Genomic DNA, 14,029 nt, shown 5'->3' with positions numbered 1-14,029 from the left:
TCAATCCTTGTTCCCGTTAGCCCTTTCGTTCACCTGCCCAGCTGATTGCCCGTTTGCCGGCGCGGTGCTCCCCTCCGCAGGCTGCGTCGTGATGGCACCACTCTCACTGGCCGGCTTGGTCACGCCCGCTGGCGCAGCATCCGGCGCCGGGTTCCCCAATTGACGCAGTCGCTGGCGAATGTCAATCGTATTGCCCGCCGCGTTCTGTTCATCGATGCGCCGCTCAGCCTGCCGATTAAGCACCAGGATGCTGATTCTCCGGTTAACGGCAGCCAGTGGATCATCCTTAATCAGGTCGACCGTATCCCCCAGCCCCAGGATGCGCTTGACCTTGTGTTCCACCAGCCCACCCGCCACCAGCTCACGACGCGCGGCGTTGGCTCGATCTGCAGACAATTCCCAATTGCTGTAACTGCGATCTCCCATCGCATAAGGCGTGGCATCCGTATGACCGGACAAGGTGATGGAGTTGTCGAGATGATTGATGGGCGGGGCCAGCTCACGCAAGATGGCGCGCATATAGGGCTGCACCACTGCGCTTCCGGTCGTGAACATGGGCCGGTTCTGCTGGTCCAGAATCTGAATGCGCAAGCCATCGGGTGTCATGTCGAGCAACAACTGCGGGCGGAACTGCTTCAGCACCGGGTTGTGCTCGATCAGGTTCTCGAGCTGCGCCTTCAGATCTTCCAGGTTTTCGAGGTCCTGGCGGTCGGCCGGATCCTGATCCTGGCCAACAGTGGGGGCCAGGTACGGGTTCGGAACCACGCTGGGGTCCCCTCCAGGAATCTGCGACTTGCTGTTGTCCATCTTGGGCCCGCCGGTCACTGCCGTTGCAAGCGGCATGCGGAAATATTGGGCAATGCCTTCCAGATTCTTCTTGGGCACGAGCAGCAACAACCACATGACCAGGAAAAAGGTCATCATCGCGGTCATGAAGTCGGAATAAGCAATCTTCCAGCTGCCGCCATGATGCGCCTCGCCGTATGCGCGCTTACGGCGCACGACGACCCGGCCGTGTTCTTGCTTGGCCATGACGCCCCTTTAGCCTTTGGCCGCTGCCTTGGTCTGCCGCACGTGCTCTTCGAGCTCGGCAAACGAAGGCCTGACGGTCGAGAACAGTACCTTGCGTCCGAATTCGACCGCCAAGGGCGGCGGATAGCCATTCATGCTGGCCAACAAGGTCACCTTGATGCACTCCAGCACCTTGATCGCCGCCACCGACTGGCGCTCTACGGACGAGGCAAACGGCGCCACGAAACCGTAGGAGAGCAAAATACCCAGAAACGTTCCGACCATGGCTTCGGAAATCAGGTGGGCCAACACAGCCGGTGGCTGGTCCACCGCAGCCAGCGCCTTGACCACCCCGAGCACGGCTGCCACGATACCGAACGCAGGCAGGCCATCGGCCACCGCCCGGACGGCATTGATCGGCGTGTTGTGTTCGTTGTGCAGCGCCTCGATTTCCTGATCCATCAGCGTTTCGATTTCGAACGAATTCATGTTGCCGCTGATCATGATGCGCAGGTAATCGGTCAGGAACTCCATGAGCTTCGCGTCCTTCTGTACCTGCGGGTACTGCCCGAAGATGGCACTGGCAGACGGATCTTCGATGTCGGCCTCGATGGACATCAGGCCGTCACGACGCGCCTTGTTCAGCATCGTGTACATGAGGGCCAGCAGCTGCATGTAAAGCGGCTTGCCATATGGGTTGCGCTTGAAGGTCTTGGGCACCGCCTGCAACAGCAGCTTGATGGAAGAGCTGTTGCTGCCGCCTATATACGCACCCAGTGCTGCACCACCAATCAGCAGGAACTCGAACGGTTGGTACAGCGCGCCCAAGTGCCCCCCCACCGCCGTGTAGCTGATGAGGATTGAAGCGATAACGACTAAATAACCCAGGATGATGAACACGCACCCGCCCCATTGAAACAATTGTCGCTAATCATCGCCCGTTTCTGCCTCACTAAAAACCTGGCTCAACAGGGTTTTTTGTGTACAGATCGGCGTTCTACCTGCCTACGAATGGACGGCGTGACTTGCCTTGCGTTGCGACCGTGTCTTGCCGGCCCTGGGTGGCGGCTTGCAGATTGCACACACAAAGCCGGCCTCGAGAGAGTGGGCGTGCGCCACAAACTGCCCGCCGCATTGCTCACAGCGCACCAGCTGAACCAGCCCGCCATCGAAGAAGCGCAGCAACATCCAGGCCCGGGTGAAGCTCAGTACCGGCTCGGACGGGGAGTCACCCGGCGGCAACCCCACGGAGGATTGCTCAAGATACAGACGATAGGCTTCGACCAGCGCCCGCGCCTTCTTGGCGGGCGTGAACGTATCCATGTATCGGTAGATGCTGTAGAACAGGCTGGAATGAATGTTCGGCAACCACGTCATGAACCAGTCGACCGAAAAAGGCAGCATGCCTTTGGGAGGCGACACGCCGCGAATTTCGCGGTAAAGACGTGCCAGACGATCGTAGCTCAGGGATGTCTCGGCCTGCAGCACCTGCAGCCTTGCCCCTAATCGGACCATGTCCGTCGCCAACAGGATATCGTCGGCTTCGAGGGATACGCTTTTGGTGCTCATGGGCTTCAGGCACTCACGGATTCACGTCGGGCCATCAGGATCGTGGAATGAGCCTGCTGAAGCACCCCACCCAGCACATCGTGCGTCAGAGACGTCAGCAGTTGCGCATCGTTCAGCCGGAAGGCGCAGAGCACAGAATTTGACCCTGCAAGCTTTACGATCTGCGCCGGCGACAGGCCCATGAGGATTTCTGCCACGTCGGCGTCGAAACCCAGCCTGAACATCCCTGCCGCCAGGTTCTCGCGCAGCAAGCGCTGAGCAAGCATCAGATACGACAAATTCACTTCGCGAATATCATTCAGCAAAGCTGAATCGGGGTGTGACAGGGACATGAGAACCTCTCGCAAATCGTTTTTAGCGGGGGATGGGCGAGCCGCAAACAGAGCCATCTGCCGTATGGATAGTGAATATTATTGTTACAACAGAATTGTCATTATATTCACAATTTGCATAAATAAATACATTTCTATGCAAACTTTGCAACGACTATGAGAGTATATCGCGAGAATTCTTGTTTTACGCTGTTACTTCAGACATGAACATGGACAATGGTGTAAGTAACAGTGACTTATATCAATGTCAAATTCAGAAAAGCCTAAGACGCTGAAACCGCAGATCACACGGCCCAAACCCTGAAGACTCAAGCCTCTATCAGGGGAGTGCGCTTCGGCAGCGACTTTAACCGGGAACTGTGCGATAGTGCTTCGCCAGGGCTAAAAACCCATTCAGATCACCGTCAGTTCCCAGCTCTTCTTGTAGGATTTTTGCCACAACTGGCGCCTGAGCGATCGCCTGTGCGGCATTCAGGAACAACATGCGGTGGCGGCGCGCCAGTACGTCTTCTACCGTGCGCGCGTATTCGTGGCGAACGGCAAAACGCACCATGGCCTGTGTCAGGCCGAGCGCCAAGTTATCGCGGGCGCCAGGCAAAGTCTCGACATAGGCCCCCTCGGTCCCATAAGCCTGTATCCCAGGCGGTGCCGTGAGCGGCGTTCGTGCCGCTCCGGCAGCCGGAGCTCCCACTAGCGGAAACCGCCACGTGCGGGACGGCGGCAACGCGTCGAGCAGATTGGCCCGAACGCAGCGTTGCAACACGTCTTCGGCCATGGCCCTGTAGGTGGTCCACTTGCCTCCTGTGACGGTGACGAGCCCTGCGGGGCTCACGCGCACTGTGTGCTCGCGACTGATGGTCTTGGTGTCGTCATCGTCATCTGAAGGCCGGACCAACGGCCGCAGGCCGACCCAGAGACTGAGCACATCTTCACGACGTGGAGCGCGCGCGAGCACACGCGCCGCCTCGGTCAGAATGAAGGAAACTTCTTCAGGCAAGGCCTGTGGTTCACGTACTGCATCGTGGCGCGGCGTATCGGTCGTGCCCAAAATGACGTGCCCCAGCCAGGGGACCGCGAACAACACACGGCCATCCCGCGTGTGCGGCACGAGCAGCGCCTCTTGCGCCGGCAAAAAAGACCGGTCCACCACCAGATGCACGCCTTGACTTGGGGCCACCATGGGGCGAGTCGGCCTGCCGGCTGCCTGATCATCCATCTGACGAATATCGTCCACCCAGACCCCGGCAGCATTGATGACACAACGTGCACGCACTTCGCCTCCGGTCGCTCCCGCGTCCAGGGTGTCGCGCCAGCGCACGCCACACACCCGCCCTTGCGCGTGCAGCACTTCGGTCACAGCGCAGTAATTGGCGACCAAGGCCCCCTGAGCTACCGCCGTACGCGCAAGCGTCAGCGCCAGCCGCGCATCATCGAACTGACCATCCCAATAGCGCACGCCACCGAACAAGCCCTTGGTATTGATGCCGGGCAGATGATCCCGCACTCCCGAGCGTCCCAACCAGCGGGTTGGCCCCAGGCTGGCCTTGCCCGCCAGGACATCGTAGAGTTTCAGCCCGGTGCCATAGAACGGCGCCTCCCAGACTCGGTATGCGGGCATGACGAAGGCGAGCGGCTGCGCCAGATGGGGCGCATTGGCCAACAACGCCTGACGTTCATGGAGCGCTTCACGGACCAGGCCAATGTCGCCCTGCGCCAGATACCGCACGCCCCCGTGTACCAATTTGGTGGCACGTGAGGAGGTTCCGCCGGCAAAATCATTGGACTCCAACAAAAGCACCGACAGGCCACGCAAGCGCGCGTCGAGCGCCACCCCCAAACCACTGGCCCCCCCGCCAACCACGATGACGTCCACCATCTGCAATGCGCGCAAATCGGCCAATAGCCGTGAACGGTCGGTAGAAAGAGGTGGCAAGGCAGACTGATTCATTTTCCGGCACTATGAATGCCCCCACAGCGGGAACTTTTCCGGCATTCTATTCGCTTACAGAACCTGGGAGCCACCATGACCTACCTGCTCGCCCTGGACCAGGGCACCTCCAGCACTCGCAGCATCGTGTTCGACAGGCTGGGGCGCATCGTGGGGCTGGCGCAACGCGAACTGACTCAATACTATCCCCAGCCAGGCTGGGTCGAGCATGACCCGATGGAAATCTGGCACACGCAGCGCGACACCATCAAGGAGGCGCTCCAACGGGCGCGCGTGTCGGCCCGCGACATTCAGGCTCTGGGCATCACCAACCAGCGCGAAACCACGATCGTATGGGACCGACACAGCGGCGAGCCTGTTCACCCTGCCATCGTCTGGCAGGACAGGCGCGCGGAACCCACCTGCACCGCCCTGCGTGAACAGGGACTGGAGCCCATGATCCTGGACCGTACGGGCCTGCGTATCGACGCATATTTTTCGGCGACCAAGCTGAAATGGATTCTCGATCACGTCCCCGGAGCTCGCCAAGGCGCCGAGGCAGGAGATCTTCTGTTTGGCACGGTGGATTGCTGGCTGGTCTGGCAGCTCACGCGAGGGCACAGACACGTGACAGACGTGAGCAATGCGTCGCGCACCATGCTCATGGACGTGCACCGCAACACCTGGGACTCAGAACTGCTCGACGCATTCGAAATCCCACGCGCGATGATGCCTGAAATCCTGTGCTCCTCGGCTGACTTCGGGCGCACGGCGGAGGCCTTGCTGGGACACTCGATCGCCATCGGCGGGGTGGCGGGCGACCAGCAAAGCGCATTATTCGGCCAGGCGTGCTTTCACCCTGGAATGGCCAAGAACACCTATGGCACAGGCTGCTTCATGCTGATGCACACGGGTGACCAATTTCATACGTCGAACAACGGCTTGCTCACGACGAGCGCCGCGCAAACGGACACGAATCCCGCCTACGCCCTGGAAGGCAGCGTCTTCGTCGGTGGCGCCGTGGTGCAGTGGCTGCGCGATGGTCTGCGGGCCTTTGTCCACAGCAGTGACATCGAGGCCCTCGCCAGCAGCGTACCCGATTCCGGAGGGGTGTTTTTCGTCCCCGCATTTACCGGGCTAGGCGCCCCCATCTGGGACCCTCAGGCACGGGGCACCATTACCGGCCTCACTCGAGGCAGTACCATCGCCCACATCGCACGTGCCGCACTCGAAAGCATTGCCTACCAGAGCGCAGCTCTGCTGCTCGCCATGAGCCGCGACGCTCAAGCGGCCGGTGCAAACCCCTTGGCCGATCTCCGCGTCGACGGAGGTGCCTGCGTCAACGACTTGCTGATGCAATTCCAGGCCGACTTGTTGGGAATCCCGATCTTGCGGCCCACCATGGTCGAAACCACGGCGCTCGGCGCCGCGTTGCTGGCGGGCCTGCAGACAGGCGTCTATGCCGATGTCAGCGAACTGGAATCGCTCTGGCGCGTCGAACGCCAGTTCGATCCGGCTCTTTCGCGCGACGAGGCGGCACAGCGCCTGGCAGCGTGGGATCACGCCGTTCGACAAGCCTGCACACGCTGAAACGCAGCATGACGAAACCGCTTGCACCAGCCACCCGATAGAATGGAACCACGCGCCGACCTCACGTCGGCGGGCGTATCTGCGGAGCATCCATGCTGAAGAACCTGATCCTGATCGTCGCAATCTTTCTGGTGATCCTGCTTGCGCTGAGCTTCGGAGAAGCGGCATTCCATGATCTTTTCGCCTGGATCTCATCAGTCACCGGCGTACTGATCCAGAACTTTGGTGAGCTGTTCGGTTTTCTCTCGGCCTATCTGCACGCCCACATCGGCAAGGTCGTGCTGGCGGTCGCCCTGACCGTCCCAGCCAGCCTGTGGATCTTGCGCGCGCAACGCAACGGACTGGGGCAACCAGCCACCCAACGTCGCATCGCCATCCTGCTGGCCCTTTTCCTGGGCTGGCTCGGCATCCACCGTTTCTATCTGGGGCAGCTCGGCTGGGGAATCGTCGTGCTGATCATTGCCTGGGCCTTCGTACCGCTGGCAGCCCTGATCGGCTTGATCGACGCCATTCGCTACCTTTTCATGGATGAAGAGACATTTTCGGCAACACAACTGTCCTGAGATCCACGTGCCAGCCCTTACTGCGTCATACCGCTTGTTGCCCCAGCCCCCCGACCTCGTGCGAGGCCCTCTGGCAGACGAGCCGCTCCTGACGCTGGCGGCCAGCGGGCCGATCTGCTGCCTGTGGCAAGCCCCACCAGGGCTGGTCGTGCCGCGAACCTACAGGACCCGCCCCGGCTTCTTGGAGATGCAAGCCCGGTTCGAGCAGGAAGGCTGGCCTGTCCACGTGCGGCAGTCGGGCGGCGGTGTCGTGCCTCAAGGCCCGGGCATCCTCAACCTGAGCCTCGCCCAGCGCTTCTGCGGTCGACCTCTGGACTACGCCAACGCCCTCTACGCGCATCTGTGCCAGATCATTCAGGCAGCCTTGCGCACCTTCCACATCGACACGCGTGCGCAAGCTGTGGAAGGTTCGTTCTGTGATGGCCGATACAACCTTGCTCTGCTCAACCCCATCCGAAAAGTCGCGGGGACCGCGCAAGTCTGGCGGCGTGCGCCAGGAGGCGACCCCGACGCGCAGATCGGGTTGGTACACGCCCTGATTCTCGCGCAATGCGACACCCGAGCCCTGACGGCTCAGGCCAATCGACTCGAGGCCGCCTTGGCCTCCGGCCGACGCTACGACGCCAATAAAGTTGCTTCCCTGCACCACGAGTGCCCCACCTCTGAGCGCTCGCACTTTGCATGCATGCTCGAAGAACGGCTGAGCACCCTGCTGGAAAATCAGACAGCCTTGCCTCAGTCTCTCACCTGACAGTCCTCCTCTTGCCGAAAAAGCGAGCAAACCCTAAAATGGCTTCGTTTCACCAAACGAGCATCGCTAGGGGTGTCGCCCGGGTTTCCCGCCGGCGGCTGAGACAGTCCCTTCGAACCTGATTGAGATCATCCTCGCGCAGGAAAGCAGCTCGCCACAGCGACTCTTTCCGTCGCATGCGCCTGCTTCCCTGGCTTTTTTGACAGGCGCATCATGGCATCTTCCATTTCACAATCTCCCGATTCCATCGCAGCATCCGAACGCGTTTTTGGATGGCGCGACCACACCGCACTCTGGTTCAGCCTCGGTGTCGGTCTGCTGGTCATGCAGGTGGGCGCCTATCTGGTCCCTGCATTGGGAACACGCGACGCACTGGCGGCCGTCGTCGTCGGTTCCATCATTGGCGCCGGACTGCTCGCCTGGGTAGCCCGCCTGGGTTGCGACAGCGGCCTCTCCAGCGCGGGGATCATCCACGCGGTCTACGGACAACGCTTCGCACGCCTGCCCGTTCTGCTCAACGTCATTCAGCTCCTGGGCTGGGCTACCTTCGAGATCGTCATCATGCGCGATGGTACCCGTGCCATCGGCCGACAGGCATTCGGCGTCGATACGGGCCTCATCCTCCCCACACTCTTCTGGGGCCTGCTCGTCCTGGCGCTGCTGCGAGGCTCCATGGTGAAGCTGGTACGCCGAATCGTAAGCCGCGTCGGCTTGCCGCTGGTGGTGCTGTCGCTGCTCTGGTTGAGCGTCCAATTCGGCTTCAAGCTGGATGCCCAAGGCCTGCAAACGCTCTGGCAACGGGCCGGTGACGGCAGCATGAATACCTTCCAGGCCCTGGATCTGGTCATTGCCATGCCGGTATCCTGGCTCCCGCTGGTGGCCGACTACGCGCGCCACGGCACGAACGCACGCAGCGCGTTCAGCGGCACCTGGCTGGGATACACCATTGCGAACATCTGGTGCTACGCCCTGGGTGTGCTGGTCATTACAGTGACAGGACCCAACGTCGACATGGTGAGCGCGCTGCTGCTGGCACAGGGCGGTCTGCTTGCCCTGGGCCTCATCCTGATCGATGAACTGGACAATACCTATGGCGACTTGTACTCCGGGTCTGTGTGCTCGCAAAGCCTGTTGCCACGCTTCAGCGTCAAAACCTGGAGCACGCTATTGGCGATTGCCTCCATCGTCTTCGCCATGATCTTGCCGATGCACAGTCTGGAACCGTTTCTGCTCACCCTGAGCTCCGTGTTCGTGCCCCTCTTCGGTGTCATCCTGGGCTCCGTCGCGGCTCACCCTTCCCGCCTTTCCGAACCGCCACGCGCAATCTACCTGGCCCCAGCCTTGCTGTGGGTGCTGGGCATCGCCCTCTACCAGGCGCTCGCTCAATGGGCTCCCCAATACGGCAGCGCCCTTCCTACCTTGCTTGCAACCTTCGTACTCGCCGCAGCCAGCGCACGCACCCGAGCCCGCGCCGCTCAAACAGCCTGAGCACCGGCTGAACCTGGGAGCCGGAAACCTTTTCAGGTACGATCCATCCAACCTACAATGCCCGGCAGCGGGCCAAACGTGGATCTGCCTTTCAAGGAACTCCGACTCCCATGGAATGGAAAGTAGTGCTGGCCGATAGTGGTCTGTGGCTCGTCAAAGCCTATGTGCTGACCCTGTTGGTCGGGGCACTCGCCACCTGGGGCCTGGTGCGCTTCACGCGCTGGGGCCCACAGTTCTGGCAACTGACTGCCGCCTATTTTTCGCCGCGACGCAGCTGGAAACCGATTGCCGGGCTGGCCCTGATTCTGCTCCTGACCTTGGCGGCCGTGCGCGTGGATGTGCTGTTCTCCAACTGGTACAACACCATGTACAGCGCACTGCAAAAGCTCGACGAGGCGGGCTTCTGGGCCGCCATGCTGCTTTTCGCCATCCTGGCCACGGTGCACGTCGTGCGATCGCTGTTCGACTTCTACGTGGAGCAGGCCTTCACGGTGCATTGGCGCGAATGGCTCAACGAGCGCATGCTGGTGCGCTGGACCGAGCATCAGGCCTATTATCGGTCGCTTTCGCTCAGCCATCTGGCCGACAATCCGGATCAGCGTATCCAGCAGGACATCACGAGCTTTGCGCAGACTTCCATGACGCTCGGGGTAGGCCTCATCAACTCGTCGGTATCGACCATCGCCTTCACGACAATCCTTTGGCATCTGTCAGGCCCTATGACCGTCCTGGGATACGACATCCCGCGTGCGATGGTGTTTCTGGTATTCATCTACGTCTTCGTTGCCACCATTCTGGCGATCTGGATCGGCAAGCCGCTCATCCGGTTGAACTTCCTGAATGAAAAACTCAACGCTGATTATCGTTACGCCCTGGTTCGCGTGCGCGAATATGCCGAGAGCATCGCCTTCTACCGAGGCGAACGCGTTGAGGGCGGCATGCTGCGTCAGGTGTTTCGCCAGGTGATTGGCAATGCCTGGGCCATCATCTACCGGTCACTCAAGTTTTTGGGGTTCAACTTCGTCGTCACGCAAGCGGCGGTCGTCTTTCCATTCATCATCCAGGCCACGCGCTTCTTCACCAAGCAGATCAGTCTGGGCGATCTCATCCAGACAGCACAGGCCTTCGGGCAGCTGCAGAGCAATTTATCCTTCTTCCGCAACATCTACGACAGTTTCGCCACCTATCGCGCCACCCTGGACCGTCTGACCGGATTTGACGAGACAATCGACGCGGCGCGCGCCATGACCTTGCCCGCGACCCGCCAGGACGGGCACCGCCTCGCGCTCCTGAACGTCACAGTCTGCCGCCCGGATGGCGAAGCCCTGCTCAAGGACGTCAACCTGGAGGTCTCCAGCGAACAGCCCCTGCTCGTGCGCGGCCCTTCAGGTGCGGGGAAAACCACGCTGTTACGCATGATCGCGGGCATCTGGCCCTACGGTTCCGGAGAGATCGTCCGGCCACAAGCCTCTTCGCTGTTCCTGGCCCAGAAACCCTATCTGCCTCTGGGCACGCTGCGGCAAGCGCTGCACTACCCGCAACCAGTCGACCCAAGCACACAAGACGATGACATCGCGACCCTGAATCTGGTGCAACTGGGACACTTGAGCGACAGGCTGGATCTGCGCGACGACTGGAGCCGCATCCTGTCTCTGGGCGAACAACAGAGACTCGCTTTTGGCCGCCTGCTCATTGCACAACCAAGCGTCGCCTTCCTGGATGAGGCAACCTCGGCCATGGATGAAGGCCTGGAAGATGCCATGTACAGACTGCTGCGTGAGCGTCTGCCCGATGCCCGCATCGTCAGCGTGGGCCACCGCAGCTCGTTGCGGCGTCACCATGGAATCGAGCTCGTGCTGCAAGGTCGGGGAGGCGGATGGACGCTATCCCCCATTAGCGTAACGCCGTAGACCTGCCGCGGGCAGGTCCGTACGGTACACTCCCCTGGCTGATTCCGCCGCACACGCCGTGCGGTCCGCATGCGAGGTCCCATGGAGTTCTACACCCCCATCAAGAACCTGCACATGACTGCCGTCAGTCTGAGCATCGTCTTCTTCACCATCCGCGCCTACTGGTCGATCACCGGTTCAGCGCTGCTGCAAAGCCGCCTGGTGCGCATCGCGCCCCACGTGGTCGACAGCATACTGTTCATCTGCGGCGTGATCCTGGCCATTCTGGTTGGCCCCTTTCAGCCCTGGATACTCACCAAGCTTGCCCTGCTGGCGTGCTACATCGTGGTCGGAACCATTGCCATCAAGCGCGGGCCTACCCCAGGCACGAGGTTCACGGCAGCCCTGCTTGCGGTCGGTATCTTCGCGTACATCGTAGGGGTCGCCATTCGGCACGATCCCGCCTCGTGGTTTGCCTGAAACCCGCCCGAACAAGGCATCATCGGTCAAAGCGCCATCAATATTTTGAATGATGTTCCAGAATGCTATAAATTTGTCTGAATAAATAAACACTCAGGCATCCATGATTGGCATCAGCACCCGCCAGCTCGAAGTCTTCATCGCCGTCGCCACGCTGGGAAGCGTGCGACGAGCCGCCGATCAGCTGCACCTGACCCAGCCCGCGGTCAGCATGGCGCTCGCCGACCTCGAGCGCCACTTGGGAACGCCCCTGTTCGACCGCATTCGAGGGCGGCTGCATCTGAATGCCCAGGGCGCTGAACAGCTTGCGCGCGCCCAGGAAATCGTTGAACGCCTTCTGGACATGCAGCGCCGCCAGGCCAACCCAGCGGATGCATTGAGCGGAGAACTGCACATCGGCGCCAGCAACACCGTAGGCAACTACCTCGTGGGGGAACTTCTGGGGCCAATCGTGGCCCAACACCCCATGATCGCCCTGCATTTGACAGTGGACAACACACGAGACATCACACGCCGGTTGCTCGATCGAGAAATCGATCTGGCCTGTGTCGAAGGGCCTGTGCACCACTCGCAACTCGAGACTCTGACCTGGCGCAACGACGCGCTGGTGGTATGCGCATCGCCGGCGGATGCTCTGGCACGAAAATCGGCACTCGTACCCCAGGATTTTGCTGGTTCGCACTGGATTCTGCGCGAGCGCGGCTCCGCGACCCGCGACCAGACCGAACAGGCACTCACATCGCTGCCGCCGGGGAGAATCCTACTGGAACTGGGTCAGATCGAGGCCATCAAGCAGGCCGTCATCGCAGGGCTGGGCATTGCGTGCCTGCCCGAGGCTGCCACGCGCGACGCCGTGGCGACCGGGCGCCTGCGCGTACTGCATACGCCCTTTCTGCATCTGGACAGACGCCTCTCGATCGTGCTGCACCGCAGCCGATATCGCGGTACGCTGATTGAGGCCTTCCTGAACTCACTGGAGATTCCTGCTCATGCCCAAGACTGAAAACCGGGTCGTCACCGCCTCAGAGGCGTACCAAGTACGCGCGCTGGTGCTTCAGGGCGGCGGCGCGCTCGGAGCCTACCAGGCCGGCGTCTACGAAGGGCTGCACGAAGCCGGAATCACGCTCACTGATCTGGCCGGGATTTCAATCGGCGCCATCAATGTCGCCATCATTGCCGGCAACCCTCCGGAGCGCCAGATCGAACGCCTGCACGAATTCTGGGACCTGATCTGTCAACCCTACTTCGGAACCAGCGCCAACCCCCTGATGGAGCAAAGCCTGTTCCACACCAGCGACCTGGCTCGCCAGGCACTAGGGGCGCTGCACGCCAGCAGCGCCCTCATGGTGGGGCAAAAGGGTTTCTTCCGACCTCGGTTTCCGCCGGCGATTCTGTCCAGTTCACTGGACCCGACCTGCGTGGGCCATTACGATACACGTCCGCTCAAAGAAACACTCGAAGCGCTATGCGACTTCGATCGCATCAACGACTCCGGACTGCACGTGTCAGTGGGAGCGGTCAACGTGCGGACTGGAAACTTTGCCTACTTCGACAACCACCGCACCCGCCTGCAACCCGAGCATTTCATGGCTTCAGGGGCGCTCCCCCCTGCCTTCCCAGCCATTGAAATCGAAGGTGAATACTACTGGGATGGGGGCCTGGTGTCGAACACACCACTGGCCAAAGTGCTGCAACAGCACCCGGAACGCGACTCGCTCGTGTTCCAGGTGGACCTCTGGTCCGCGCGCGGCCCGGTACCGCACAACCTGAGCGAAGTGGGCGACCGCGTTCAGGACATCCGCTATTCCAGCCGTACGCGCTCGGTCACCAACGAAATGCGCAGCTACCGGAAAATGCAACGCCTGCTGCGCCAGGTGCTGGACAATGTCCCCGAAAAGCTGCGAGACGAACTCCTTGCCTGCCGACAGGCTGCCGAGCTGGCAGCATCTCCCCGCAGCAACATCATCCACCTGATCTACCGCGACAAGCCCTACGAACAGCACTTCCGCGACTTCCAGTTCGGGCCCGCCACGATGCGTGAGCACTGGGCCAGCGGTCTGCACGACAGTCGAAATACACTGGCGCATCCGTCATACCTGGACATGCCGGACAATGACTCCGGATTCGTCACACACGACGTGCACCGCGACGAAATCGAACAGACCATGTCCCCATCCAGGACCAAGACCGCAAAATAATCAGGGGGACTCGGACTCTGCGCCGCCCCAGAATCAGGGCGGGCACCGGCCCCGGCTGGCCCAGAACGCCAAGGAAACTGGGCGAGTAATACCTGGCAGCCTCCAGCGCGCCTACACCCTGCAGAGACAGCAGCTGCGCCACCACGGCCTTGACCGAAAAGAAGACCGCCTTTAAGCCCGCCAGCATGAACCCCGTCCAGAACACGCTGCGGGTGGGTAAGTTCATGGTAA

At 61.1% G+C, this 14,029-nt stretch carries 14 protein-coding genes; 8 read left to right on the top strand and 6 right to left on the bottom strand.

Features of this window, described 5'->3' with window-relative positions; all coding sequences use genetic code 11:
- From motB to VF285_RS11420, 5 genes are all read right to left on the bottom strand, one after another.
- Window positions 1-1,032, bottom strand: a complete 1,032-nt coding sequence (gene motB / locus VF285_RS11440; protein WP_346952754.1) for a flagellar motor protein MotB — start codon at window positions 1,030-1,032, stop codon at window positions 1-3.
- A gap of 9 nt (window positions 1,033-1,041) precedes the next feature.
- Entirely contained in the window at window positions 1,042-1,911 is an 870-nt protein-coding gene (gene motA, locus VF285_RS11435) for a flagellar motor stator protein MotA (RefSeq protein ID WP_346952753.1), read from the bottom strand.
- A gap of 105 nt (window positions 1,912-2,016) precedes the next feature.
- Window positions 2,017-2,580: a flagellar transcriptional regulator FlhC gene (gene flhC, locus VF285_RS11430; protein ID WP_346952752.1), complete on the bottom strand. Its 564-nt coding sequence runs from the start codon at window positions 2,578-2,580 to the stop codon at window positions 2,017-2,019.
- 5 nt (window positions 2,581-2,585) lie between these two features.
- Entirely contained in the window at window positions 2,586-2,912 is a 327-nt protein-coding gene (flhD, locus tag VF285_RS11425; protein WP_414648131.1) for a flagellar transcriptional regulator FlhD, read from the bottom strand.
- 346 nt (window positions 2,913-3,258) lie between these two features.
- Window positions 3,259-4,860 carry a glycerol-3-phosphate dehydrogenase/oxidase gene (locus tag VF285_RS11420; protein WP_346952751.1) on the bottom strand — a complete coding sequence of 534 codons (1,602 nt, stop codon included), beginning with the start codon at window positions 4,858-4,860 and terminating at the stop codon, window positions 3,259-3,261.
- 75 nt (window positions 4,861-4,935) lie between these two features.
- Between VF285_RS11420 and glpK the strand changes: the two genes are divergently transcribed.
- From glpK to VF285_RS11380, 8 genes are all read left to right on the top strand, one after another.
- Window positions 4,936-6,429 (top strand): glycerol kinase GlpK, encoded by a 1,494-nt coding sequence (glpK, locus tag VF285_RS11415; RefSeq protein WP_346952750.1) that lies wholly within the window; start codon window positions 4,936-4,938, stop codon window positions 6,427-6,429.
- Window positions 6,430-6,521: 92 nt separating this feature from the next.
- A complete protein-coding gene (locus VF285_RS11410; RefSeq protein ID WP_346952749.1) occupies window positions 6,522-6,992 on the top strand; it encodes a TM2 domain-containing protein in 471 nt (156 codons plus the stop codon).
- Window positions 6,993-6,999: 7 nt separating this feature from the next.
- Window positions 7,000-7,743, top strand: a complete 744-nt coding sequence (locus VF285_RS11405) for a lipoyl protein ligase domain-containing protein (RefSeq protein ID WP_346952748.1) — start codon at window positions 7,000-7,002, stop codon at window positions 7,741-7,743.
- A 213-nt stretch (window positions 7,744-7,956) separates the two neighbouring features.
- A complete protein-coding gene (locus VF285_RS11400; RefSeq protein ID WP_346952747.1) occupies window positions 7,957-9,231 on the top strand; it encodes a purine-cytosine permease family protein in 1,275 nt (424 codons plus the stop codon).
- Between the two features lie 110 nt (window positions 9,232-9,341).
- Window positions 9,342-11,141 (top strand): ABC transporter ATP-binding protein/permease, encoded by a 1,800-nt coding sequence (locus VF285_RS11395; protein ID WP_346952746.1) that lies wholly within the window; start codon window positions 9,342-9,344, stop codon window positions 11,139-11,141.
- A 69-nt stretch (window positions 11,142-11,210) separates the two neighbouring features.
- Window positions 11,211-11,600 carry a SirB2 family protein gene (locus VF285_RS11390; RefSeq protein ID WP_346952745.1) on the top strand — a complete coding sequence of 130 codons (390 nt, stop codon included), beginning with the start codon at window positions 11,211-11,213 and terminating at the stop codon, window positions 11,598-11,600.
- A 103-nt stretch (window positions 11,601-11,703) separates the two neighbouring features.
- Complete coding sequence (locus VF285_RS11385) at window positions 11,704-12,603, top strand: LysR substrate-binding domain-containing protein (RefSeq protein WP_346952744.1); 900 nt, start codon at window positions 11,704-11,706, stop codon at window positions 12,601-12,603.
- On the top strand, window positions 12,590-13,798 hold the full coding sequence (locus VF285_RS11380; protein ID WP_346952743.1) for a patatin-like phospholipase family protein: 1,209 nt from the start codon (window positions 12,590-12,592) through the stop codon (window positions 13,796-13,798). The genes VF285_RS11385 and VF285_RS11380 overlap by 14 nt, the downstream gene beginning before the upstream one ends.
- Here the strand turns inward: VF285_RS11380 and VF285_RS11375 are convergent.
- Window positions 13,728-14,024, bottom strand: a complete 297-nt coding sequence (locus VF285_RS11375) for a hypothetical protein (protein WP_346952742.1) — start codon at window positions 14,022-14,024, stop codon at window positions 13,728-13,730. The genes VF285_RS11380 and VF285_RS11375 overlap by 71 nt on opposite strands.
- Between the last annotated feature and the right edge of the window lie 5 nt (window positions 14,025-14,029).

The sequence above is a fragment of the Castellaniella sp. genome (assembly GCF_036379515.1).
Classification (GTDB): domain Bacteria; phylum Pseudomonadota; class Gammaproteobacteria; order Burkholderiales; family Burkholderiaceae_B; genus Castellaniella.
This window is presented reverse-complemented; position numbering and strand designations above follow the sequence as displayed.